21 protein-coding genes are annotated in these 23,177 nt (G+C 32.7%); 15 read left to right on the top strand and 6 right to left on the bottom strand.

What is annotated here, in order from left to right; translation table 11 throughout:
• Window positions 1–192 precede the first annotated feature (192 nt).
• The 3 genes from HM981_RS00580 to HM981_RS00570 all read left to right on the top strand — a co-directional run bounded on the left by HM981_RS00580 (window position 193) and on the right by HM981_RS00570 (window position 2,370).
• A complete protein-coding gene (locus HM981_RS00580; RefSeq protein ID WP_179336640.1) occupies window positions 193–1,395 on the top strand; it encodes a retropepsin-like aspartic protease in 1,203 nt (400 codons plus the stop codon).
• A gap of 251 nt (window positions 1,396–1,646) precedes the next feature.
• On the top strand, window positions 1,647–2,063 hold the full coding sequence (locus HM981_RS00575; protein WP_179336639.1) for a BLUF domain-containing protein: 417 nt from the start codon (window positions 1,647–1,649) through the stop codon (window positions 2,061–2,063).
• Between the two features lie 85 nt (window positions 2,064–2,148).
• The gene (locus HM981_RS00570) at window positions 2,149–2,370 is read left to right on the top strand and encodes a hypothetical protein (protein ID WP_179336638.1); all 222 of its coding nucleotides are present in this window, start codon (window positions 2,149–2,151) and stop codon (window positions 2,368–2,370) included.
• 58 nt (window positions 2,371–2,428) lie between these two features.
• Here HM981_RS00570 and HM981_RS00565 read toward each other — a convergent pair whose 3' ends face one another.
• From HM981_RS00565 to HM981_RS00550, 4 genes are all read right to left on the bottom strand, one after another.
• Entirely contained in the window at window positions 2,429–3,334 is a 906-nt protein-coding gene (locus HM981_RS00565) for a TIGR01777 family oxidoreductase (RefSeq protein ID WP_179336637.1), read from the bottom strand.
• 767 nt (window positions 3,335–4,101) lie between these two features.
• Window positions 4,102–4,812, bottom strand: a complete 711-nt coding sequence (gene mnmD / locus HM981_RS00560) for a tRNA (5-methylaminomethyl-2-thiouridine)(34)-methyltransferase MnmD (protein ID WP_179336636.1) — start codon at window positions 4,810–4,812, stop codon at window positions 4,102–4,104.
• Between the two features lie 3 nt (window positions 4,813–4,815).
• Window positions 4,816–5,271 (bottom strand): hypothetical protein, encoded by a 456-nt coding sequence (locus HM981_RS00555; protein ID WP_179336635.1) that lies wholly within the window; start codon window positions 5,269–5,271, stop codon window positions 4,816–4,818.
• Entirely contained in the window at window positions 5,249–5,752 is a 504-nt protein-coding gene (locus HM981_RS00550) for a DUF4920 domain-containing protein (protein WP_179336634.1), read from the bottom strand. Before HM981_RS00550 ends, HM981_RS00555 begins: the two co-directional genes overlap by 23 nt.
• Window positions 5,753–5,869: 117 nt before the next feature.
• On the opposite strand from HM981_RS00550, the gene HM981_RS00545 reads away from it, so the two are divergent.
• Window positions 5,870–6,937: a branched-chain amino acid aminotransferase gene (locus HM981_RS00545; protein WP_179336633.1), complete on the top strand. Its 1,068-nt coding sequence runs from the start codon at window positions 5,870–5,872 to the stop codon at window positions 6,935–6,937.
• A gap of 52 nt (window positions 6,938–6,989) precedes the next feature.
• Here HM981_RS00545 and HM981_RS00540 read toward each other — a convergent pair whose 3' ends face one another.
• Entirely contained in the window at window positions 6,990–7,376 is a 387-nt protein-coding gene (locus tag HM981_RS00540; RefSeq protein ID WP_179336632.1) for a pyrophosphohydrolase domain-containing protein, read from the bottom strand.
• Between the two features lie 387 nt (window positions 7,377–7,763).
• Between HM981_RS00540 and HM981_RS00535 the strand changes: the two genes are divergently transcribed.
• From HM981_RS00535 to HM981_RS00510, 6 genes are all read left to right on the top strand, one after another.
• Window positions 7,764–8,435, top strand: coding sequence for a hypothetical protein (locus HM981_RS00535; RefSeq protein ID WP_179336631.1), 672 nt, complete (start codon window positions 7,764–7,766; stop codon window positions 8,433–8,435).
• Window positions 8,428–10,203 (top strand): tetratricopeptide repeat-containing sensor histidine kinase, encoded by a 1,776-nt coding sequence (locus tag HM981_RS00530; protein WP_179336630.1) that lies wholly within the window; start codon window positions 8,428–8,430, stop codon window positions 10,201–10,203. Before HM981_RS00535 ends, HM981_RS00530 begins: the two co-directional genes overlap by 8 nt.
• Window positions 10,200–10,820, top strand: coding sequence for a response regulator transcription factor (locus HM981_RS00525; RefSeq protein ID WP_179336629.1), 621 nt, complete (start codon window positions 10,200–10,202; stop codon window positions 10,818–10,820). The genes HM981_RS00530 and HM981_RS00525 overlap by 4 nt, the downstream gene beginning before the upstream one ends.
• Window positions 10,821–10,963: 143 nt before the next feature.
• Complete coding sequence (locus HM981_RS00520) at window positions 10,964–12,286, top strand: DUF5723 family protein (RefSeq protein WP_179336628.1); 1,323 nt, start codon at window positions 10,964–10,966, stop codon at window positions 12,284–12,286.
• Between the two features lie 109 nt (window positions 12,287–12,395).
• A complete protein-coding gene (locus HM981_RS00515) occupies window positions 12,396–13,550 on the top strand; it encodes a right-handed parallel beta-helix repeat-containing protein (protein WP_179336627.1) in 1,155 nt (384 codons plus the stop codon).
• Window position 13,551: 1 nt separating this feature from the next.
• Window positions 13,552–16,545 carry a T9SS type A sorting domain-containing protein gene (locus tag HM981_RS00510; protein ID WP_179336626.1) on the top strand — a complete coding sequence of 998 codons (2,994 nt, stop codon included), beginning with the start codon at window positions 13,552–13,554 and terminating at the stop codon, window positions 16,543–16,545.
• 586 nt (window positions 16,546–17,131) lie between these two features.
• Here HM981_RS00510 and HM981_RS00505 read toward each other — a convergent pair.
• Entirely contained in the window at window positions 17,132–17,785 is a 654-nt protein-coding gene (locus HM981_RS00505) for a YceI family protein (RefSeq protein WP_179336625.1), read from the bottom strand.
• A gap of 152 nt (window positions 17,786–17,937) precedes the next feature.
• Here HM981_RS00505 and HM981_RS00500 point away from each other — a divergent pair, with 152 nt between their 5' ends.
• The 5 genes from HM981_RS00500 (at window position 17,938) to HM981_RS00480 (ending at window position 23,166) form a co-directional block, all read left to right on the top strand.
• Window positions 17,938–18,480, top strand: a complete 543-nt coding sequence (locus HM981_RS00500) for a nucleotide exchange factor GrpE (RefSeq protein ID WP_179336624.1) — start codon at window positions 17,938–17,940, stop codon at window positions 18,478–18,480.
• Between the two features lie 52 nt (window positions 18,481–18,532).
• Window positions 18,533–19,651 (top strand): molecular chaperone DnaJ, encoded by a 1,119-nt coding sequence (gene dnaJ, locus HM981_RS00495; protein WP_179336623.1) that lies wholly within the window; start codon window positions 18,533–18,535, stop codon window positions 19,649–19,651.
• Window positions 19,652–20,041: 390 nt separating this feature from the next.
• The gene (locus HM981_RS00490) at window positions 20,042–20,971 is read left to right on the top strand and encodes an ABC transporter ATP-binding protein (RefSeq protein ID WP_179336622.1); all 930 of its coding nucleotides are present in this window, start codon (window positions 20,042–20,044) and stop codon (window positions 20,969–20,971) included.
• Window positions 20,971–22,284: an ABC transporter permease gene (locus HM981_RS00485; RefSeq protein ID WP_179336621.1), complete on the top strand. Its 1,314-nt coding sequence runs from the start codon at window positions 20,971–20,973 to the stop codon at window positions 22,282–22,284. The genes HM981_RS00490 and HM981_RS00485 overlap by 1 nt, the downstream gene beginning before the upstream one ends.
• A 3-nt stretch (window positions 22,285–22,287) precedes the next feature.
• The gene (locus tag HM981_RS00480; protein ID WP_179336620.1) at window positions 22,288–23,166 is read left to right on the top strand and encodes a mechanosensitive ion channel family protein; all 879 of its coding nucleotides are present in this window, start codon (window positions 22,288–22,290) and stop codon (window positions 23,164–23,166) included.
• The last annotated feature ends 11 nt before the right edge of the window (window positions 23,167–23,177 follow it).

Raw genomic sequence — 23,177 nt, 5'->3', positions numbered from 1 at the left:
TTTAAAATTAGGCTTCTCAAGCATAATTTTTAACAAATCAAAATTTTATTTAAAACACTCAGGCAACCATAACAACATAATTAGCGTCTATTATAGAAAAGGGATAAACCATTGTTTATTTCTATTCATCAATCAATCAATCAATCAATCAATCAATCAATCAATCAATCAATCAATCAAAAAACGTTCATTATGAAATTAAATCAATTATTCTATTCGTTCATTATTTTACTAACACTATCAAGTTGTGCAGGATCTAACATCGACAAAGTTTTAAAACAAGGAGATGTTGTTCAAGAAAATTTTAAAACCACCATTCCTTTTACATACGTAAATGGTTGGATGGTTTTAGAAGTAGAAATCCGAGATAAAGCTTATAATTTTATTCTAGACACAGGTGCTTCTAATATTGTAACAACAGAATTGGCAGAGGGGCTTAATTTAAAAGTATTGGGTGCTGAAGACATAGAAGATATTAATGACACTAAAAATTCAACCAAATATTCAAGAATTGATAACGTTAAAATAGGTATCGTAGATTTTCAAAATACAATTACAGGTATTGCAGATCTCAATAAGATAACAGAAGTAAGTTGTACAAAAATTCATGGGCTTATTGGTTCTAACTTAATGCGAAAAGCCGTTTGGGATTTCGATTTTCAGAACCAGACCATCACCATAGTTAATGACGAAAGTAAATTAGACATTCCAACAGAAACTATAGATTCTAAAATGTATATCGGAACTGCAGGCATACCTTCTATTACATTAAAAATTAATGGACAGAAAGTACTAAACAATACCATAGATTTCGGAAATGGTGGCACTAATCTATTACGAGGAGATTATTTTGTAAAACAAAGGGATGCCAATCTCATTACAAAGTATGTAAAAGGAAGTCAAAAAGCGTTTGGTGGCTTTGGCCGTACTGAAGAGAAAACGTTTTACCATACAATGATTGACGAATTACAAATAGGAAATCATACAGTCAATAATTTGTTTACAACTGTAAAAAGTGGCGCTGGTAATAACTTAGGCTTGGCATTTTTTAAAAATTATAGAGTGATCTTAAACTGGAATAAGAAAAAATTACGAATGATAGAAATTACTAAAGCAGGTAACGATACTTATAATACCTATGGTTTTTCTATGTTTTATATTGAAGGCAATGTTTACGTAAATGCCGTTGTAGAAACGTCTAGTGCGTCTAAGGTTTTAATACAAGACGACATAATATTGCGTATAAATGACACCAATTATGCCAACATTGTAGAAGAAGAGTATTGCAGTATCTATAGTGATAGTTTTGAGCAAAAAACAGAAGCATTATCCATTACAATCTTAAGAGAAGGAAAAGAAATGACATTCGATTTATTAAAAACGGAATTACTTTAAAAAGCAGTCGTAAAAATCAAATTATAAAACCTCTTTAGATTTTAAAATTTAAAGAGGTTTTTATTGATATCACTCTTTTGAGAGCGCTCGTAATGGAAGGGAATAATTTATTGATATTGTAAGTAAAATGGATTAAGAAATGAACCTCTTTTTCTTGAAATTTTCATTAACTTTGAGTAGCTGTCCCATTTAACATGTTGTTGCAGAGTTAGTTTTATCGTATGGCTAAATAAATTCTCAAATTGGTTATTATGTCACTACGCCAAATCATTTATACCAGTCAAGCTTCCGAGCAGTTCACAAAACGTAACCTATTAGATTTACTACACACATCACGTGGTTATAACACCATAGATAATATTAGTGGCCTTTTGATGCATAGAAATGGCTATTTTCTTCAAATTATAGAAGGAGAACAAGATGTTATAAAAGATTTGTTTCAACGGCTTAATAATGATACGCGTCATATAAATATTAAATTGATACTTGATCGTTCTGTGGAAAGTCGACTGTTTTCAAATTGGGCAATGGCTTGTGCCGATTTTGACGAGCCAGAATTGAGTATGCTACCAGGCCTTCGCACTGATCTAAGTAATCCTGAGGTTATTGAAGAGCTTATAACACATCTACCTGAAATTGCAGATTTTTTGCTAGATAAATTAGACTAATTTGTTCCTTTTTGCTAGCGTTCGTTTGTAACGAGTGCACACAAGAGTAAGAAACTGTTGTATATTGCAGTAATAAACAATGACTATGAAACTAAACCTATTATCCTGCGACGCACAACGCCCAGATAAAAGAGCAATTGCCAAATGTATTACAGAGATTTCTAATGTAAATGGCGCTTTGGCTAACGAATTTACAGATATACTCTTAGAAGGCGATCCTGTAGATATTGAAGTAAGTGATAAAAACTCAGGTTCGGCGTTAAGAGCTTTGCGTAAACTAGATATTGATTACGAGATTATTGATTGAAATACCAACAGGAAAATCAAATTATCGATAGTGTTGTAGTTTCAAAATAGTGTAAAACTTAGGCTAGCAAATCTTCTAAAGCAGGTCTAAGGTTTACAAACTTAAAATCAAAACCTTCAGATTCCACTTTTTTAGAACAGACACGTTGACTTTCAAATAATAAAATATGCATCTCTCCTAAAATTAGTTTCATTACAAATTTTGGAATGTTTGGTAAAATTAAAGGACGTTTTAAAACACGCGCTGCTGCTTTGGTTAATTCTTTATTACTTACAGGGTTTGGTGCCACACCATTGTAAATACCTTCAAAATTATGTTGTATGGCATACACAAAAAGAGAAGCCAAATCTTTAACATGAATCCAGCTTTGCCATTGTTTACCATTTCCAAAAGCAGCTCCAGCACCAAACTTTATAGGTTTTACAATTTCAGGTAAGGCACCTCCATCTTTAGCCAAAACTAAACCAATTCTAATTTTAGCAACTTTACAACCTAAGGACTTAAAACCATCAACAGCAGCTTCCCATTGGTCTACCACTTGTCCTAAAAATGAATCTGAAATTTCAGTTTCGATTTCTTCATAGTATTTAACCAAACTTGATGGGTAAATACCAATAGCACTCGCTGAAACAACTTGCTCAATGTTGTAATTATGGGCTTTTATAGTGTCTTGCAGAAGTTGCGCTGTTTTTGTTCGGCTGTCAAGAATTTCTTTTTTGTAAGCATCTGTCCATCGTTTAGAAATAGATGCGCCAACCATATTAATGATGCTATTAACACCTTTAAAACAATTATGGTCTATCTCGTTTTTATTGGGATTCCAGTAGAAACCTTTATAATTGGGTTCTGTGCTGAGTTTAGATTTTGAAGTTGTTAGATAATGTACATTAATTCCTGCAGCATGACATTGTTTTACAATTTCTTGTCCAATTAATCCTGTCGCTCCTGTTATTAAAACGGTCATTTTCTTTTTAAGTAAAGATACGAAAGGTTAGAGATGTGCGTATGAGATTTAGATATGATTTAACGTTTGAACTAGCAGTATTTTTATATTGATGGTGGTTTATAATTAGCACTTTATGTCAGTTCGAGTGTTTCGAGTGAGCGAGAAATATATCGAGAACTTTTGTTTTACGCATTGCTTCTCGATACAAAATTCCTAAAAAGGGAATTTCACTCGAAGTGACAAATGATAAATATTAATCTGCTTTTTTTTAAGCACTCTATTGTCAGTTCGAGTGTTTCGAGTGTGCGAGAAATGTATCGAGAACTTTTGTTTTACGCATTGCTTCTCGATACGAAATTCTTAAAAGTGGAATTTCACTCGAAGTGACCAATGATAAATATTAGTGTGATGTTTTTTTTAAGCACTCTATTGTCAGTTCGAGTGTTTCGAGTGTGCGAGAAATATATCGAGAACTTTTGTTTTATGGATTGCTTCTCGATACAAAATTCCTAAAAGAGGAATTTCACTCGAAGTGATAAATATTAGTGTGATGTTTTTTTTAAGCACTCTATTGTCAGTTCGAGTGTTTTGAGTGAGCGAGAAATGTATCGAGAACTTTTGTTTTACGCATTGCTTCTCGATACGAAATTCCTAAAAAGGGAATTTCACTCGAAGTGACTAAAAATTATGAGTTATAATTTTGTTGATGAGAATTAAGACTAGTGTGGCTTTTAGCTCACTATTCGTTCATAGAATGCTTCGTTGCTCTCAGCATTTAGTTCGTTTCATTTCACTGAATGCTTCGTTGCTCTCAGCATTTCACGTTTGCCTGGAGGTCCAGGTAAGCGTTCAACGATAAAGCCAACAGCTTGCATAGCGCGTCTTACACTTCCTTTTGCAGAATAGGTGACTAATACGCCATTTTCTTTAAGAGCATTAAACATAATTTTAAAAATGTCTTCTGTCCATAATTCGGGTTGAACACGAGCACCAAAAGCATCAAAATAGATGATGTTGAATTCGTTTTCGGCATTTATATCCTTAAAGAATTTTTGTTGTTTTTCTAATTGAAAATCAGAGGTTATAGAACTAGGTTCTTCCCAAGGTGTTTCATGCAATTTTTCAAAAACAGTTTTATGTGTTTCAGATATCAGTTCTATATAATTGAGCTGTATAATTTCGTCTAGTAGAACTGGGTAAGCTTCAACACCTACATAGTTAATATTTAAATTTAATTTCTCAGCTTCAATTAGTGTTAAGAAGGCGTTGAGCCCTGTGCCAAAACCTATTTCTAAAATGCTAACCTCTTTTGTTGCACTTTGATTTATTTCGGCTTGATCTTTATCTATTTTTTCAGAATAAAAAAACAAACCATGTTTCATAAAAACATGATTTGCTTCTTGTATTGCACCATGAATAGAATGGTATTGTTCGTTCCATTCTTCTATCTGTATAGTTTTAGAACCGTCTGATGTGGTAATGATATTTCTCTTCAAATTTTATTGAATCAGTAATTTTTTAATCTTCGGAATTGGTCCTGTGCATTCTGTTTTATGGCAATTAAGGCAATTGCTAATCGCGGCATTGTAACGCTCTTTTATTTCAGAATTAGACAATGTATCTACAACAGCTTCTTGAGACTCAATAAATACATTTACAAAACTTTGCCAGTTTTGGGTTCTAGATTTGCCTTTAGACATTTCAGCTGAGTGTAATTTTACAAGATCTAGAGGTAGAGAATTGGGTGTTTCTCCAGCTACAATTTGTGACTTTAATTGCAAATTATAAGCATACATAGCTTTCATGAAACCTGCCATTTCAGAAGGTTGGTACATATTGTATACCACTTTCTTTTTAACAGGTTCTTCTACTATTTTCCCTTCATTTTTACAGCTAGTTAGTATAAAAAGGGAAAGACATAAAAAGAAACCTTTATTCTTTAAGTAAAACGCCATCAGCTTCAAAACGGTATTCAAATTTTGGATCTGTAATCGCAGCAATTTCTTCTGTAGATTTACCAGCATCTTCTGCGTAGTGTCTTAATTCTTCTACAGATGTTTCTGTAACAAATGCTTTACCATTCATTACAACATCACCTTCAGCATTTAATGGCATAAAAAATCCGTAATCCTTAAATTTCACCATAATTTCATTGTCTCCATCAACATCTACAGTCATCCAACAGCCTTTTTTAGAACAAACTTCAATGATTTTTCCTTGCATTTTAGAGTTAATCGTGTCACCAACTTTTAAAGTTTTGTAATGCTCCATGATGCGTTCAGAAGTTAAGACATCTGCATCTGTTATTTTATCTCCAAAAGAAGCATAAGCAATTTCAGGTTGCGCTTCTTCAACATTAGGTTCTACGGTTTTAGCTTCATTTTTACAAGAAAAAACAGTTAAGCTAATGGCTAAAAGGAAAATGATTTTTTTCATTATTAATAGATTTTGAATTGAATTATTATAGAATTACAAATTTAAACAATTTAAGGGAATATAACCTTTTATTAAAGATACCGATTATGTACTTTTGTTGGAAAATCATATATAATTATGGCGAATCATACAGATAAAATCAGCATTGAAACTTCTGAAACTTCTAAAATTAACACGGTAGATTTTAGTAAATTAGACTTTGGTCGAGTGTTTACAGACCATATGTTTGTCTGTGATTATGAAGATGGCAAATGGCAAGCGCCAAAAATTATGCCTTATCAAGCGATGACGTTTGATCCTTCTGCACGTGTGTTTCATTATGGACAGGCGGTTTTTGAAGGTATGAAAGCTTATAAGGATGATGATGGTAAAGTGTTTCTTTTTAGACCAAAACAAAATTTTGAACGTATTAATAAATCGGCTGCGCGTTTGGCAATGCCAGCTTTTCCTGAAAATTACTTTTTTGAAGGGTTAGAGGAGTTATTAAAATTAGATAACGATTGGATTAAGCCAGGTATTGGGAATTCAATGTATATACGTCCATTTGTTATTGCAACAGAACCTGCAATTTCTGCGTCTCCTGCAAATATGTATCGTTTTATGATTATTTGCTCGCCAGCGCAATCGTATTACAATTCTCCAGTGCGTGTTTTAGTGGCAGAACAATTTAGTAGATCTGCAAATGGAGGTGTTGGTGCAGCCAAAGCAGCAGGTAATTATGCCGCTCAATTTTATCCTACAAGTTTAGCGCAAAAAGAAGGCTTTCAACAAATTATTTGGACAGATGCAGATACACATACATTTCTAGAAGAAGCTGGAACTATGAATGTCTTTTTTAGAGTAAATGATACGTTGATTACGGCTCCTGTTAGTGATCGTATTTTGGATGGAATTACTAGAAAAAGTATCCTTCAATTAGCGGAAGATTTAGGAATTACTTGTGAAGTAAGACAGGTAAAAGTTGAAGAAATTAAAAATGCAGCAAGAGATGGAAGCTTAAAAGAAGTTTTTGGTGCAGGTACAGCAGCTGTTATTAGTGAGATTTCTGCATTTCAGCATAATGATGAGTTGTTTGAGATTTCTGGTGCTGAAGATTCTTATGCTAAGTTATTTAAACAAACCTTATTGAATATTCAGTATAATGTTTCTGATGATGTTCACGGTTGGAGACATGAAGTAAAGTAGTCTTTTAAATTAAAAACATATTAGAAAAAAGCAGCCAACTGGCTGCTTTTTTTTATGATTCTAAAATGTCTTTAATGTTTGGTTTAAAGTAATTTGGGCCTTTTAACACTTTACCATCTTCGCGATATATTGGTTCGCCGTCTGCACCTAATTTACTCATATTGCTACGTTGTATTTCTTCAAATACTTCTTCAATTTTATGTTGCATACCATGTTCTATAATCGTACCACAAAGAATGTAGAGCATATCTCCTAAAGCATCTGCAACTTCCACTAAATCATTGGCTTTCGCTGCATCTAAGTATTCTTCGTTTTCTTCGCGCATTAGCTCGTAACGCAAGAGATTTTTGTCTAGGCCTAAGTCGGCTTTTGGTGTTTCGCGATGTCCAATTTTAAAAGCGGTATGGAAAGCTTTTACGGCATTTATTTTGTCCTGCATAGTTGTTCGTTTCTTAGTTGTGTTATTCTTATTTTTGCATAAAAATAAGAAGATGTTTAGTACTGGTCAATTGATTTTTGGAATATTATTTTTTATTGCCTTTGTTATCGTTATTGCTTTTCAATATCGTAAAGATCTTAAAATTCATAAGAAATACTACACTGGCATTATTTGGATACTCATAGCTTTTATAGGTTTTATAGGTATGATTACAGCTATAAAGTTTATTTTCATGTAATTAACTATTTTTTAGACCGTTTGTCTGAAATTTCTACACGATTAACATTTTATTTTTAACTTCTTTTCGGAAATATACCTTTTACTAGGTATGTTTTGGTGCGCTCCTATTTGGCATCTTTGTATGTAACCAACTAAAACCTAATACAGATGAAAAACCTCCGTAATGTTTGCTACTTATTTTTAACTTTAGTTTTGATTTGTTGCAAAAATGAAGAAAAAAATGAGTCAACAAATTCAGAAATTAAATCCGAAAAGAAAGAAAAGGACATTAATATTCAGGAAAATAAATTAGATACTTCTTCTGTTCAAATAAAACAAAATAACATAGTGCTAGAAACGGGAGATAGTTATAGCATTAAGTATGTATTAAAGGAGACCGAAAATAATTTTGATCTATCTAGGGATAATATTCATGTTGTAATCCCTAATTCTAGTAGTAATATGAAAATATTGGATGTTTTTAATGTTTCGGACTATAATGCTAATAGGAATTTAAATGCAATTGTAATTCATATTTCAGATTTAACTTCAAGTACAACAAATAATACTGTAACACATAAATTAATAGCCGATATAAAAATACCTAGTATAGCAGATTTGTCAAAAGATCATTTAAAAGATGGAAACTTAAAAGTTTTTATTATTAATGAAGATAAACTAGATAAGAATGAAAAAGCTGCATTAGAGAAATGTGTAACACAAGAAACCCAATATAGTCATATGGAATGTGGTTTGGATAGTGGTATATTATATGAAAAAGATGTACAAGTGCCATTTAGACCTAGAGAACAAGAAGGCGATATCATAACAGGTGGATAAAATAGTATTTACCATACTTATATGTGTTTTCTTGCCTAATAAAATTATTGGGCAAGAGACACCTATTGCCTCTATTTCAGAAATTAATTTACTTTATAGAAATGGAGATTATCAAGCTATTGTTAATCTTGCTGATTCTGAATTGCAGTCTACAAATACTATGGAATTAGCTGAGGCAAATTTTGTTATTGCTAAATCATATGAAAATTTAAATCTTGAAGATAATGCTCTTCGTTACTATAAAACGGCCTTAGATTTTTATAAAAAAGAGAAAGCAGACGAAAAAGTTGCTAGAACCAATTTAGAGATCTATCTATTATTGGATAGTCAAAATAACCTTGAGACCAACAAAGACTTTTATTTAAAAGAAATACGCAATTATGCTCAATTCTCTAATTCTAAAAAATGGCTTGCATCGTATTACACGAATTATGGTGCAGATAATTTGAAGAGAAATCTAAAAGATTCTGCTAAATTCTATTTTTTTAAAGCTTTAAAATTAGCTAATGAGATTGATAGTACACAGATGCAAATCAATATTTCAATTAATCTTGGCTCTACGTTTTCGCGCAAATTCAAAAATCAAGACTCCGCTATTTTCTATTATAATAATGCCTTAAAGAGCTATTACAGAGATACTATAAGTTTTAAAAACTTAAATACAGAATTTAATGTTTTTAATAATATAGGAAATGCGTATAGAAGAAAAAAGCAGTATGTTAAAGCATTAGAGTATTATAATAAAGCCGAAAAATTAGAATTACCGAAATTAAATAGAAAGAGTAAAAAAATCCTTTACTCAAATATGGATGCTACTTTTTATTACATGGAAGATTGGGTAAATGCTTATGATTATTTATATAAATACGATTCAATAAAAGATATTATAAACTTAAAAGAGCAAAATTCATCTATTATAGATATTGAAGAAAAATATAATAATGAAAAACTCAGAGCAGACAATCTAGAAATCGAAGCCAAAAGAAAACAAAGCCAAAACATAGCTTTAGCACTAGGAGGAAGTCTGGCTTTAGGAAGCATAATTGCATTTTTAATCTTTAAAAATACCAAAAGAAAACAAAAACTGGCGGAACAAGAAAAAGCATTAGAAACCCAAAAATTAGCTACCGTTTTAAAAGAGCAAGAGTTAACGACTATTGATGCTATGATAGAAGGCCAAGAAAAAGAGCGGCAACGAATAGCTAATGATCTTCATGACGATTTAGGCGGACTCATGGCAAATGTAAAGCTTCATTTTAACGCTTTAAAAGATAAAGACTCTCCAGAACTTTATAGCAAAACCAATAATTTAATTGAAGAAGCTTATCAAAAAGTACGTTCCGTGGCGCATGCTAAAAATTCTGGTGTTATTGCCAAACAAGGTTTGCTAAAAGCGGTGCAACACATGGCAGATAAAGTTTCAGTTTCAAATAAAATAAAAATAGAGGTATTAGATTACGGCCTAGATAATCGTTTAGAAAACAGTTTAGAACTCACGCTTTTTAGAATAATTCAAGAACTGGTTACTAATGTTATAAAGCATTCTAAAGCCTCAGAAGTTACTATTCATCTTACCAATCACGACGACAGTATAAATATTATGGTTGAGGATAATGGCATTGGTTTTAATCCCAATCAAATTACTAAAACAAATAAAGGTATGGGAATTAGTAGTATTGATAAACGTGTAGAGCATTTGGATGGTAAACTCACTATTGAGTCTGAAAAGAATAAAGGAACAACCGTAATAATAGACATACCATTATGATACGATTAGCCATAGCAGAAGATCATCAATCCTTAATTGATGGTATAAAATTATTATTAGAGTATGAAGATGATATTGATATTGTTGGCACGGCAAATGATGGTGAAGCACTGTTAGAATTGGTGCGTCTTAAGCAACCCAATGTGGTTATTACGGATATTAGAATGCCAAAAATGGATGGGATTACAGCAACAAAAGAAATAAAAAAAGAATTGCCACATACCAAAATTTTAGGTTTTACAATGTTCGATCAAAAGGACGCGATACAGCAAATGTTAGAAGCAGGAGCTTCGGGTTATTTACTTAAAAACTCACCGTTAGAAGAAGTGTTAAAAGCAGTACGTTCCGTATATAATGGACATACCTATTTCGATGCTAATATTGAAATTGAAAAAGAAAACAATACTAATAAAAAGTCAAAAGGCATACTAACCAAACGCCAAGTGGAAATTTTAGGTTTAATTGCTCAAGGTAAAACGTCTCGAGAGATTGCAGATGAACTTTTTATTGGAGTACACACTGTAGATACACATCGGAAAAATATGATTCGTATTTTAGGACTTCATGGTAAGGGGGAATTAATGCGTTATGCCTTAGAAAAGAAATATCGATTTTAAGTCGATTTTTAAGATTGGAAATACCCAGTTTAAGGTATGTTCTAATGCATTTAAATCGTTGATCTTTGATTTTTAGTTATTTGAAAAAATATATGAAAAGTCAAATAAAATTTTAACTTCGCTTTTAACCAACCTAAATTTATATGAAATATACTAAACTACTACCGCTTTCGATTTTTATAATCGCATTAAATTTTTCTTTTGGCCAAAGTTATGTAGGCCATTCTATTGATAATTATTCCGGGATTCAAGGAATTACCTATAACCCATCAAGTGTTGTGGGTTCTAATTTAAGAGGTGATATTAATTTGTTTTCAGCCAGTGTTTTTGGTGGAAGTGATTATTTTGGAATTAACCTCAGTGACATTACGAGTTCAGACGGTGCCTTCGATTTTGATGAGAATAGTGAAAAGTTTCCAAGTGATACTAATAACTTCTTCTTTAATATAGATCTTGTTGGACCTTCATTTATGTTTAACTTAACAAAAAAGAGCAGCATAGGTGTAGTCAGTAGAGTTAGAGCGAACTTCAATATTAATAATATTAACGGAGAACTTTTTGAATCTATTGAAGATGATCTTGATTCTGATGATGATTTTGATTTTGATTCAAAACACTTTAACGGAACCATTCATGCTTGGGCAGAAGTAGGTTTAGCTTACGGAAGAATACTTGTAGAAAAACCGAATCACCTTTTAAAAGGTGGTGTAACCTTAAAATATTTACAAGGTGCAGGTAGTGCTTTTATGAGCAGTCCAGAATTACAAGGACAGTACAATGCAGCTTCAGAATTATTAACAACACAAGGAGAGTTAAATTATGGAACTAGCCAAGACTTTGATAGCAATGATGTAGATTTCAATGATTTATCTGCTGGTTTTGGTTTAGATGTTGGTTTTACTTACCAATGGTATAAGGATCGAGGTAATGATAGTCTTCCAACTTACAAAACACCTTACAAATTAAAAATAGGAGTGTCTGTTACAGATATAGGATCTATTAGTTATGATAATTCTACCGTTAATAATTATAATTTAAATGCTACAGCAGATACCTCTAATTATGATGATGATATAGAGGAGTTTTTAGATAATAATTACACGAGCACAGAAACCGAAGAAACGGCAAAGATTAATTTACCAACGGCTTTACATGTGCTTGTAGATTACAGGTTAGCCAAAAAATGGTTTGTAAGTGCACAAGCAGATTTATCTATGATTAAAAAAGGGGAAGAATTAAGTAATACTGTAATTAATACGGTTACAGTGGCACCAAGATTAGAAACTAAGTGGTTTAGTTTTTATGCACCACTTAGTTTTAGACAATATGGAGATTTGTCTTTTGGAGGCGGACTTCGAGTTGGACCATTAACTGTAGGTTCTGGTTCGGTATTTACCAATCTACTTTCAGAGAGTTCTAAAACAACAGATATTTATCTAGGACTAAAAATTCCATTGTATAGATAAAAAAAACATTTTATAGTTGAGTTTTAAAAAAAATACCCATCATTGGGTATTTTTTTGATTTATAGCCTTTTGTAAGTTTATCAGACTATTAATCAACAAATAATTAATTATGAAATTTTTAAACCAAAAGCTCAAAAACAAAAAAAACAACTCCTTGTTTTTAGGGAAAACAACTAAACGTTTTAAGCAAATGCTTTTAATTTTAGCAGTCCTATTTACAAGTAATTTAGTTGTAGCCCAATCTATTATTACTATAGACAATAATCCAGGCTCTACAACAACACACCAAACCATGCAAGACGCACACGATGCAGCTACGGCTGGAGACATTATCTATGTACAACCGTCTCCAACAAGCTATGGTAATGTTACTATAAATAAAGCACTCACCGTTGTGGGACGCTCTCATAGTGAAGTAAATAATGTATCTACCATTGGTTCTGTTACAATTAATGCTTCAGATGTAACATTAAAGGGCTTAAAAATGAGTTCAGTTTCACCATACTCTACTATTTCTGGATCACCGATCACTAATATTAGGCTATATGAGTGTTATGCATCCATCGTAATAGGTGCTGGTTATAGTGTAACAGACCCTAGATTAATCGGTTTTGAAGCTAGAGGTTGTGTACTATCGACTATAACTCAATATCCAGATGCTCAAGATGTCTTAATCTCTAATAATATTATAACAGGTAGCACCTTAACCATTTATTCGCCAGCAGCTATAATAATTGCAAACAATATTTTCAGGTTAAATAGTGGTTTTACATTACGTAATTATGCAGTAGGAGAAACGGGAATTTTGTATAATAATATGTTTTTACTAAATAGTACTGCTGATAGAACCGTTACGTTTGCAACTGGGGATTGGAATGTGTCTAACAATTTACTCTACAATTATGCAGATTTGTATAGTTTAAATTTTGCAACAAGTGGTAGTGCAACTTACTCAGATAGTAATACGCTGCTTGGCGTAGACCCATTATTTACAGACGTAGATAATACGGTAAATGATAGTATGGCAGGTGCTACTACATATGTCGTAACTGCACGATTAGAAGACGACATGACACTTCAAGCCGCATCTCCTGCGCTAACAGGAGGAGGAGGAGGTACCGAAATGGGTTTGTATAATAATGGTTTTATTTATAAAAACAGTGGTAATCCAAAAGGGATACCAACTATAGATATTACAACTTATGATGGTGCTGTACCTAAAAATGGGACCATAAACGTAACTATAACAGCTAAAGCCCATTAATATGAGAGCGCCAAAAACAATGCGCTTTCTTATAACGGTGTTTTACCACAACTTTAAACCTTTAGGTTTTCTTATCATAGTAATGTTTTTTCTGAATATGTCATCTGTGTCAGCACAGAATATTACAGACTTAGAATATTATTTTGGTACAGATCCAGGTGTTGGTAGTGGCACGCAGATAAGCGCAAATACAAATACAGGAGACCTAACGCAAGCTTTAGCTGTTCCGTTAACAGGCCTAGATCAAGGGTTTCATAGGCTCACCATAAGAGCGAAAGACAATGCTAATACTTGGGGTTTATATAAAGCAGTAACGTTTTATGTCAGTGAACCTTTTTCGGGCTCGTCGGCAATAAGTAATCTAGCAGCGGCAGAATATTGGATGGATTCAGATCCAGGACCAGGCAACGGAACCGAATTGACCATTACCGGGAATCCCGATCAATTAACCGAGAGTTTTGCAATTCCTTTAGGAACTTTAGATGAAGGTTTTCATCAAATAGGTTTACGGATTCAAAATTTGGAAGGCACCTGGAGTTTATATGATAGGGTTACCTTTTATGTTTCTCAAGAAATTTCAGGAAGTGATGACGTAATTAATTTAGCGGCTGCGGAGTATTGGTTCGATTCAGATCCAGGACCAGGGAACGGAACCGAACTTGCCATTACAGGAAATCCAAATCAGTTAACTGAGAACTTTACAATTCCTTTAGGAACTTTAGAAAGTGGTTATCATGAGTTAGGATTACGAACTCAAAATTTAGACGGCACCTGGAGTTTATACGATAGGAAAACATTTTATCTTATAGATAATGAAATTTTTGAAACCGATCCTGTATCGCCATTAACAGATGCAGAATTTTTATATGATACGGCATTTGGATTTGGATTAGGAACTGAAATAAATATCACAGCAACAGAAAACCCGGATGAGTATACTATAGAAATTCCTACAACAGATGTCACCTGCGATATTCATGATGTATGGATTTCGGTTAAAAATGAACTTGGAAACTATGGTCTTTACAGATTGGCAGATAACATTGATGTGTACGATAATTTGCCACCAACCATAGTAGTTTATTCAGATATTACGGTTGAATTAGATGCTTCAGGAGAAGGATCTTTAACACTTGCCGATGTTAATAACGGAACATATGATGATTGCGAGTTGGTTTCAGTAGTATTAAACCAAACAGAATTTGATTACACCTGCGATGATCTTGGTGAAAATACAGTTACCATTACAGCAACCGATGCAGAAGATAAAGTTAGTACTCAAGACGTAACAATTACTGTGGTAGATCCTATTGATCCTATAGCCGTGTCACAAAATATTACGGTACAGCTAGGAGCTAATGGAGACGTTACAGTTTCGCCTTCGCAAATTGAAAACGGGTCTACAGATAATTGTAGTATTGCAAGCAGTACCTTAGATGTTTCTACTTTTGATTGTGATGATTTAGGTGAAAACACAGTCACTTTTACGGTTGAAGATACAGACGGAAATACTAATGAAACAACAGCGGTTGTTACAGTTGAAGATGTAATAAATCCTACAGTAATCACTCAAAATATCACGATTCAATTAGATACTGATGGAAATGCCACACTTGAAGCTAGTGATATTGATAATAACTCTACAGATAATTGTACGATTGCTAGCTATAGTATAGACATAACTAGTTTTACTTGTGACGATTTAGGTGATAATACAGTGACGCTTACGGTTACGGATAATAGTGATAATTCAGCGTCTAATACCGCTACTGTAACCGTTGTAGATTCTATAAATCCGGTTGTGTTAACTCAAGACATTACGGTACAATTAGATGCCACTGGAAATGCAACTATAACCGCGTCTCAAATTGAAAATGGTTCTACAGACAATTGTAGTATAGTGAGTAGTAGTTTAGATAATACTAGTTTTACTTGTAATGATTTAGGTGTTAATACAGTGACACTTTCTGTCACAGACGGAAATAATAATACAGGGACGGCAACGGCTATAGTAACCGTAGAAGATGTTACAAGTCCTATAGCTATTACTCAGGATATTACGGTTTCTTTAGATGCAAATGGAAATGCTACACTTACGGCAAGTATGGTAGATAACAACTCTACAGACAATTGTTCTATAGCAAGTTCTAGTGTAGATATTACAACGTTTGATTGTAATGATTTAGGTGAACATACAGTAACCTTAACCGTTACAGATCAGAGTGATAATTCAGATACGGAAACAGCTACAGTAACAGTTGTAGATACTGTAAACCCTATTGTGTCTACTCAAAATTTAACCATACAGTTAGATGCTAACGGAAATGCAAGTATTACTGCAGCTCAAATTGAAAATGGATCTACAGATAATTGTAGTGTAGCAAGCAGTAGTATAGATATTACCAATTTTACTTGTGATGATGTTGGTGATAATACGGTGACACTTTCTGTAACAGATCAAAGTAATAATACAGGTACTGCAACAGCAATTGTAACTGTTGAGGATACTATAGATCCAGTAGCTATTGGTCAAGATATTACTCGCGATTTAGAAGGAGGAGTCTCTGTTACCATTTTAGCATCAGATCTAGATAATGGGTCTTCAGATAATTGTAACTATAGTTTAAGTATCGATATTGATACATTTACTGAAGTTGGAGAATATGACGTCGTATTAACTATTACGGATAGTAGTGGGCAAACGAGCTCTGTAACTGTTATAGTAACTATTATTAATCCAACACTTGGTGTGTCTGATTTTCATTTGCAACTTGAGCAAATAAAAGTATATCCAAACCCTGTAAAAGGCATGTTAAATATTGCTACAGATTTAGAGATTACACGTATTGAAATTTATGATCTTTTAGGAAAAAAAGTAAATCATATTGACGGACATATCAGTACTGTAAATACGTTAAACTTATCTCAAGGCTCGTATTTTATAAGAATCTATATTGATAATAAATCAGTTATTAAACGATTTGTTAAACAATAAAAAGATGTTAGTAGAGGGGGGTGGTAACTATTAGTTTTAGGAAATTAAGAATGCCAACTTTTACTGAAAATCCCCTTAATTGGGGATTTAACTTAAAAAAGAACACTGTTTAATGAATTGTAAAATACTCAATTTGAGTATTGTGAAAATGAGATATGTCGTGTAATTTTACTACTTTATTATGAGCTTGTATTTATGTTATGATAAGTCCTCAATAATTAGCTTTTAGTTTATAACTATGGAGTAGATGAATTATCTGCTGTTACATGATTTTTTTTCGTAACTTATAGCAACAAAAAGATATTAAACACAATAAAAAGATATTAAACACAATAAATTGTAATTAATAACAACCGCTGGTAATTATTAATTTTAGGGAATTAAGAAAACTAGCAATAATAAGTTTTTAATTACAATAGTTGGTAATTACTAATTGTAGGGAATTAGGAAAATCAACAACCATAAACCTCCTTCTATAGGAGGTTTTTTGATAATAGGAGATCATATTTAAACAGATGTTATATTTTCAATATAAAGCAAAAAAAAACAGCCATAAAATGACTGTTTTGCACTTCAATTCTAAACTTTAATTTTTGCTAGCTACTAGAGTTACTTTTAACTCCATGTCATCATTGATAAATTTATCACCTATATTTTCAACAAATGATTTAGAAGCATATTCAATATTCCATTTCGTACGGTCAATAGTAAATGTTTCACTTGTTAGTGTCATTATGCCATTATCCATTTTGGTGCTAATAGGAAAACTAATATTATTCGTTTTTTCTAAGATAGTTAAATTACCAGACAGCATTGTTTTTTTGTTTGTAGTTTCTATTCCTGTAATCTCAAAAGTAGCAGTAGGATACGCTTCAACATTAAAAAAATCAGCATTTTTAAGATGATTAGTTAATTTTGCATTGCCTTCTTCTTCAACAGGTATGTCAGTAACCATTATGCTATTCATATCAATAGTAAAATTACCGCTTTCAATAGTGCCATCGTTAAGGTCTAATTTCCCGGCATTTAAGGTCATAGTTCCAGTATGAGAACCCGTTGGTTTAAAACCTTTCCATTCAATCATGGATTTGTCTGTGTTTACGACATAGGATGTTGCTGTCGCTTCTGCAACTGCCGCTTTTTTAGCAGTCTTGGTTTCTGCTTCTTTTGCTTTATCTCCGCAGCTTGCAAATGAAATTAGAGCAATTAGTGTGAAAATTTTGAAAAATTGAGTCTTCATAGTGGTGTTTTTTTGTGTTAGTATTTAAAAAGGTAAAGATACATCATAGTAAGATTGAAGAGTGATAAAAAAATGTTAATGACATTTTGACATTTTTATAATAATGGCAGTACTTTTGCCAATTGTAATGGAAAGATAAAATAGAACTCAAAATGAGTAAAAAAGATAAAAATACAAAGGTTGAAGACCCACAAGTAGAGGACCAAACAACAACTACAGAAGAAGCAGAGTTGGAGTTAAGAACTCCAGAAGAACAATTGCAAGATCAATTGGTTGCTGAGAAAGACAAGTTTATGCGTCTGTTTGCTGAATTTGAAAATTATAAAAAGCGAACTACAAAAGAGCGTATTGAATTGTTTAAAACAGCAAGTCAAGACCTAATGGTGTCAATGTTGCCTGTTTTAGACGATTTTGAGCGTGCACTAGCGCATATTGAAGACGATAAAGAAGCTGAAGAGTTAAGAAAAGGAGTCCTATTAATTTATAATAAATTAGTAAACACCTTAGAACAAAAAGGCTTGTCTAAAATAGACGTAAGACAAGGTGATACTTTTGATGCAGACAATCACGAAGCGATTACACAAATTCCTGCACCAACTGACGATCTAAAAGGAAAAATAATTGATGTTGTTGAACATGGTTATAAATTGGGAGACAAAGTTATTCGTTTTCCTAAAGTAGTTATTGGGCAGTAATATTGAAAATGTGAGTTTTTTCTTGTTTAAGAAACTCAGAATAAATTAGTTGATGAAAGAAGATTATTACGAGATATTAGGAATCACAAAGGGAGCATCTGGAGCAGAAATAAAAAAAGCATATCGTAAGATGGCTTTAAAATATCATCCAGATAAAAATCCTGATGATAATGGAGCCGAAGAAAAGTTCAAAAAAGCAGCAGAAGCTTATGAAATATTAAGTGACGCAGATAAGAAAGCACGTTACGACCAATTTGGTCACCAAGCTTTCGAAGGCGGCGGAGGCGGAGGAGGCTTCGGCGGAGGCGGCATGAATATGGATGATATCTTTAGTCAATTTGGCGACATTTTTGGAGGTGGCTTTGGCGGCGGAGGCGGCTTTGGCGGAGGTGGCAGACAACGTGTTGTTAAAGGAAGCAATTTACGTATTAGAGTAACCTTAACCTTAGAAGAAGTAGCTAATGGTGTAGAGAAAAAGATTAAGGTAAAGCGTAAAGTACAAGCGCCAGGGACTACATATAAAACGTGTAGTACATGTGGTGGAGCTGGTCAAGTAACTAGAGTAACCAATACTATCTTAGGTCGTATGCAAACATCTGCAGCTTGTCCAACATGTGGTGGAGCTGGTCAATCTATTGATAAAAAACCTTCTGATGCAGATGATCAAGGCTTAAAAGTAGCAGAAGAAACAGTAACTGTAAAAATACCAGCTGGAGTAGTAGATGGTATGCAACTAAAAGTAACAGGTAGAGGTAATGATGCACCAGGAAATGGTATTTCAGGAGATTTATTAGTTGCTATACAAGAAGAAGATCACCCAACGTTAAAAAGAGAGGGAGATAATTTACATTACGATATGTATGTAAGTTTGCCAGATGCTGTCTTAGGTAACTCTAAAGAAATAGATACCGTTACCGGAAAAGTAAGAATAAAAATAGAGCCTGGAGTTCAGTCTGGAAAAATATTAAGACTACGCGGAAAAGGTATTCCTAGTATAAATGGCTATGGTAAAGGAGATTTATTAGTACATGTAAATGTTTGGACACCAAAGACTTTAAATAAGAAACAAAAGGCGTTTTTTGAAAGCATGAAAGAAGATGAACATTTTGAACCTAAACCTGAGAGTTCAGATAAATCATTTTTTGAAAAGGTAAAAGATATGTTTTCATAAAACACATCTATTTAATATTATTTAGTATATTTGATTTGTCGCTAATTTAATTAGCGATAATTTTTCTTTTTCATAGCAATTTTTTCCCATCCTTGTCTAACCATAAGGGTGGGTTTTGTTTTTTAGTCCATTCATCATTTTTAGTGTTCCTTAGCAAAATTTTCATTCTTGTAGTTTAATTGTGTTTCTGCTTTTCAAAAGAGTTAAAGAAATATTTAATAATCACATAAATAGTAACACATTTTTATTCAAAATCTCTAACATTTAATATCTTTACGTACAAATACCCATGAAAGCGTAAAGTTGGTTGCGTAATTCTTTTCTATTACACTTATAGCTTACTTTACAATTCATTTGGTATACAACCACACCACAAAAATTTAGTTATATATGAATGACTTATTAGTCGCTAATTCCGTTTCTAAAAACTTCGGGGATTTTAAAGCACTAAATCAAGTGTCTATCGCTGTGCCAAAAGGTAGTATTTTTGGTTTACTTGGTCCAAATGGAGCAGGAAAAACGACATTGATCCGTATTATAAATCAAATTACAATGCCAGATAGTGGTGCTGTTCTTTTAGATGGGCAGCCCTTAAAGGGGGAACATGTTAGAGATATTGGTTACTTACCAGAAGAACGCGGTTTATATAAATCTATGAAAGTAGGTGAGCAATGTTTGTATTTAGCACAACTAAAAGGCTTGAGCAAAACGGAAGCAAAAACCAGATTAAAGTATTGGTTTGATAAGTTGGAAATAGGAGATTGGTGGAATAAAAAAATTCAAGAATTAAGTAAAGGACAAGCTCAAAAAATACAATTTATTGTAACAGTGCTTCACCAACCAAAATTATTGATTTTTGATGAGCCTTTTTCGGGTTTCGATCCTATAAATGCGAATTTAATTAAAGATGAAATTTTACAGCTTCGAGATGAAGGAGCAACGGTTATTTTTTCGACACATAGAATGGAGTCTGTAGAAGAATTATGTGACCATATTGCTCTAATTCATAAATCTAATAAAGTCTTAGACGGAAAATTAAATGATATTAAACGTCAGTTCAAAACCAACACATTTGAAGTTGGATTAGAATCTTTAGACAAAGAAAAAGTGTTTTCTGAAATTCAGGATAAATTTGAAGTGCTTCCTGCAACATTTAGAAACTTGAACGATGATATTAAGTTGAATATAAAACTAGGCGAACATGCATCACCAAATGATTTGCTTTCGTTTTTAACATCAAAAGCAGAAGTACATCACTTTGTAGAAGTGATACCATCTGCAAGTGATATTTTTATTCAAACTGTAAAAAACAACCAATAATGAATCATTTACCATTAATTATAAAGCGCGAATATCTTACAAAAGTGAAAAACAAATCATTTATTGTAATGACGTTTGTAAGTCCGTTAATAATGATAGCGCTTTTTGCAGTAGTTGCATATTTATCGCAATTAAATAAGGATAAAGAGCGTACTATTTCTGTTTTAGATGAAACCGGTTATTTAAAAGGTGTTTTTGAAAGTACAGAGCATACCACATATACAGTTCTAAATGGTCTCAATCTTGAAGATGCTATTGCTTTAGTAAAAGAAAAAGAGGATTATGGTTTGTTACATATTGGAGATGCGAATTCTTTAGAAGACGTTTCTAAACATGTAAAGTTTTATTCTGAAGAATCTCCATCGCTTAGTGTGATTTCTGGTTTAGAAGGAAAGATTGAAAAACGCCTTGAACAAATGAAGTTGGAGAAAGATGGTGTTTCTCTGGCTCAGATTGAAGCGTCTAAAACAAAGATTGAAATTGAACAAGAAAGTTTTGACGGAGAAAAGAGTTCTAAAATAGATAATGTTGTTAAGCTAGCTTTTGGTGGTGCTGCAGGTTATTTGCTATTTATGTTTATTATTATTTATGGTAACATGATTATGCGTAGTGTAATAGAAGAAAAAACGAGTAGAATTATTGAAGTCATTATTTCATCTGTAAAACCTATTCAGTTAATGATGGGTAAAATCATAGGAACATCGTTAGCAGGTGTTACACAATTTGCAATTTGGGTAATATTAGGTGGTGTTTTAATGTTTATCGTGTCTGCTATTTTTGGTATAGATCTAACTGAAGTACAAACGCCACAACAAGAGATGATGAACCAAGCTATGGAAGCTAATGGTGCGCAGGTCATGGCAGAAAATTTAATTGCAGCCATTAATAATTTACCCTTAGCTAATCTTATTGTAGCGTTTTTATTCTTTTTTATTGGTGGTTACTTGCTTTACAGCTCGCTATATGCGGCTATTGGTGCAGCTGTAGATAATGAAACAGATACGCAACAATTTATGTTGCCAATTTTAATGCCGTTAATGTTAGCTGTTTATGTTGGTGTATTTACGGTTATTGAAGATCCTCATGGAACCGTTTCTACAGTGTTTTCTTTTATACCATTAACCTCGCCTGTAGTTATGTTAATGCGTATTCCTTTTGGAGTGCCGCTTTGGCAGCAAGGTTTGTCTCTGTTAATTTTAATAGCGACATTCATCCTAGCCGTTTGGTTTGCTGCAAAAATTTATAGAGTCGGAATATTAATGTATGGAAAAAAACCAACCTATAAAGAGCTTTTTAAATGGTTGAAATATTAAACAATGGTTCAAGATTTAAGTGAAATAGAAGATCAAATAACAGGAAGTTCTACTTGGGGAAATATTAAAGATTTTCTGGGATTACACATGAATATTGGTAAGGATATTAGTGTTTCTATTCTAGATGTTTTAATCGTTATTTCGGCAATATTTGTAACCTCTGTTGTCTTAAGAATAGCATTGCGTATTATTACAAGAAACCTTCCAAATGATGATAAAGGCAAATTTAACGTTGTTTATGGTTATTTTAGGTGGCTCGTTTATTTAATCATATTTTTAATAACATTACATAGTGTTGGAGTAAATGTTACTGCAGTATTTGCAGCGTCTGCAGCACTTCTTATTGGTATTGGTCTTGCATTACAAACCTTGTTTCAAGACATTATTTCAGGTGTGTTTATTTTAATCGATCAAACAGTTCATGTTGGAGATATTATTGAATTAGAAGGTAAAGTTGGACGAGTTATAGAAATTAAGTTAAGAACTACAAGAGCGGTGACTCTGGATAATAAAGTATTGGTGATTCCTAATCATTTATATCTTGAAAATAGTCTTTATAATTGGACACAGAACGGAACAACAACCAGAGAAAGTGTTGAGGTTGGTGTCGCTTATGGAAGTGATGTTCAATTAGTGAAAAAGTTATTGATTCAGGCAGCTCAAGAAAACAAAGCTGTATTGTCAGAACCTCCACCAGCAGTAGTTTTTACAGACTTTGGAGATAGTTCATTGAATTTTAAAATTGTTTTTACACTAGCAGATAGTTTTAAAGCCCAATTTCCGAAAAGTGATATTCGGTTTGAAATAGATCGCCTTTTTAGAGAAAATAATATATCTATTCCATTTCCACAGAGAGACATACATATTATTCAAAACAAATAAATATATAATTT

Source organism: Winogradskyella ludwigii, assembly GCF_013403985.1.
GTDB lineage: Bacteria > Bacteroidota > Bacteroidia > Flavobacteriales > Flavobacteriaceae > Winogradskyella > Winogradskyella ludwigii.
Note: the sequence above shows the minus strand (reverse complement) of the source record. Positions and strands in the feature narration are given on the sequence as shown.